Source organism: Metabacillus sp. 113a, assembly GCF_050107635.1.
Lineage (GTDB): Bacteria > Bacillota > Bacilli > Bacillales > Bacillaceae > Metabacillus_B.
In genome coordinates this window covers 1-3,064 of record NZ_JBNILJ010000030.1, presented here as the reverse complement: position 1 = coordinate 3,064, position 3,064 = coordinate 1, and the positions used below count along the sequence as shown (strand labels likewise).

Sequence of the window (3,064 nt, the reverse complement as noted above, 5' to 3'; positions counted from 1 at the left end):
TGGTTAAGTCCTCGACCGATTAGTATCCGTCAGCTGCACATGTCGCCACGCTTCCACCTCGGACCTATCAACCTGGTCATCTTCCAGGGGTCTTACTTCAAAGAATGGGAAATCTCATCTTGAGGGGGGCTTCATGCTTAGATGCTTTCAGCACTTATCCCGTCCGCACATAGCTACCCAGCGATGCCTTTGGCAAGACAACTGGTACACCAGCGGTGCGTCCATCCCGGTCCTCTCGTACTAAGGACAGCTCCTCTCAAATTTCCTGCGCCCGCGACGGATAGGGACCGAACTGTCTCACGACGTTCTGAACCCAGCTCGCGTACCGCTTTAATGGGCGAACAGCCCAACCCTTGGGACCGACTACAGCCCCAGGATGCGATGAGCCGACATCGAGGTGCCAAACCTCCCCGTCGATGTGGACTCTTGGGGGAGATAAGCCTGTTATCCCCGGGGTAGCTTTTATCCGTTGAGCGATGGCCCTTCCATGCGGAACCACCGGATCACTAAGCCCGACTTTCGTCCCTGCTCGACTTGTAGGTCTCGCAGTCAAGCTCCCTTGTGCCTTTACACTCTGCGAATGATTTCCAACCATTCTGAGGGAACCTTTGGGCGCCTCCGTTACATTTTAGGAGGCGACCGCCCCAGTCAAACTGCCCGCCTGACACTGTCTCCCGGCCCGATCAGGGCCGCGGGTTAGAAGTTCAACACAGCCAGGGTAGTATCCCACCGATGCCTCCACCGAAGCTGGCGCTCCGGTTTCCAAGGCTCCTACCTATCCTGTACAAGCTGTGCCAAAATTCAATATCAGGCTGCAGTAAAGCTCCACGGGGTCTTTCCGTCCTGTCGCGGGTAACCTGCATCTTCACAGGTACTATAATTTCACCGAGTCTCTCGTTGAGACAGTGCCCAGATCGTTACGCCTTTCGTGCGGGTCGGAACTTACCCGACAAGGAATTTCGCTACCTTAGGACCGTTATAGTTACGGCCGCCGTTTACTGGGGCTTCGGTTCAAAGCTTCGCTTGCGCTAACCTCTCCCCTTAACCTTCCAGCACCGGGCAGGCGTCAGCCCCTATACTTCGCCTTGCGGCTTCGCAGAGACCTGTGTTTTTGCTAAACAGTCGCCTGGGCCTATTCACTGCGGCTCTTCAAGGCTATTCACCCTAAAGAGCACCCCTTCTCCCGAAGTTACGGGGTCATTTTGCCGAGTTCCTTAACGAGAGTTCTCTCGATCACCTTAGGATTCTCTCCTCGCCTACCTGTGTCGGTTTGCGGTACGGGCACCATTTTCCTCGCTAGAAGCTTTTCTAGGCAGTGTGGAATCAGGAACTTCGGTACTTTATTTCCCTCGCCATCACAGCTCAGCCTTATGACAAGCGGATTTGCCTGCTTGCCGGCCTAACTGCTTGGACGCGCATATCCAACAGCGCGCTTGCCCTATCCTCCTGCGTCCCTCCATTGCTCAAACGGAAAAGAGGTGGTACAGGAATCTCAACCTGTTGTCCATCGCCTACGCCTTTCGGCCTCGGCTTAGGTCCCGACTAACCCTGAGCGGACGAGCCTTCCTCAGGAAACCTTAGGCATTCGGTGGAGGGGATTCTCACCCCTCTTTCGCTACTCATACCGGCATTCTCACTTCTAAGCGCTCCACCAGTCCTTCCGGTCTGGCTTCTCAGCCCTTAGAACGCTCTCCTACCACTGTCCGAAGGACAGTCCACAGCTTCGGTGATCCGTTTAGCCCCGGTACATTTTCGGCGCAGGGTCACTCGACCAGTGAGCTATTACGCACTCTTTAAATGGTGGCTGCTTCTAAGCCAACATCCTGGTTGTCTAAGCAACCCCACATCCTTTTCCACTTAACGGATACTTGGGGACCTTAGCTGGTGGTCTGGGCTGTTTCCCTTTCGACTACGGATCTTATCACTCGCAGTCTGACTCCCATGGATAAGTCTTTGGCATTCGGAGTTTGACTGAATTCGGTAACCCGATGGGGGCCCCTAGTCCAATCAGTGCTCTACCTCCAAGACTCTTGCCATGAGGCTAGCCCTAAAGCTATTTCGGAGAGAACCAGCTATCTCCAGGTTCGATTGGAATTTCTCCGCTACCCACACCTCATCCCCGCACTTTTCAACGTGCGTGGGTTCGGGCCTCCATTCAGTGTTACCTGAACTTCACCCTGGACATGGGTAGATCACCTGGTTTCGGGTCTACGACGACGAACTGATGCGCCCTATTCAGACTCGCTTTCGCTGCGGCTCCGTCTCTTCAACTTAACCTTGCACGTCATCGTAACTCGCCGGTTCATTCTACAAAAGGCACGCCATCACCCGTTAACGGGCTCTGACTACTTGTAGGCACACGGTTTCAGGATCTCTTTCACTCCCCTTCCGGGGTGCTTTTCACCTTTCCCTCACGGTACTGGTTCACTATCGGTCACTAGGGAGTATTTAGCCTTGGGAGATGGTCCTCCCGGATTCCGACGGGATTTCTCGTGTCCCGCCGTACTCAGGATCCACTCAGGAGGGAACGAAGTTTCGACTACAGGGCTGTTACCTTCTCTGGCGGGCCTTTCCAGGCCGCTTCCTCTACCCCGTTCCTTTGTAACTCCGTGTTGAGTGTCCTACAACCCCAGAAGGCAAGCCTTCTGGTTTGGGCTGATCCCGTTTCGCTCGCCGCTACTCAGGGAATCGCATTTGCTTTCTCTTCCTCCGGGTACTTAGATGTTTCAGTTCCCCGGGTCTGCCTTCGCTGACTCTATGTATTCAAGTCAGGATGCTGCTCCATTACGAGCAGCGGGTTTCCCCATTCGGAAATCTCCGGATCAACGCTTACTTACAGCTCCCCGAAGCATATCGGTGTTCGTACCGTCCTTCATCGGCTCCTAGTGCCAAGGCATCCACCGTGCGCCCTTTCTAACTTAACCGTTAGATCGCTTAAGACCGGATGGTCTTAAGGCTTGTGTTCATTTCTTCAACCGGTAAACGGACGAAGAAAATCATAAGGTCGTTTCTTACTCGTGTGAATGTTTGACATTCATATCGTTATCTAGTTTTCAAAGAACAA

At 53.8% G+C, this 3,064-nt stretch carries 1 rRNA gene; it reads right to left on the bottom strand.

What is annotated here, in order from left to right:
- Nucleotides 1-2,924, bottom strand: a 23S ribosomal RNA gene (locus ACQCVE_RS19495).
- Nucleotides 2,925-3,064 lie beyond the last annotated feature (140 nt).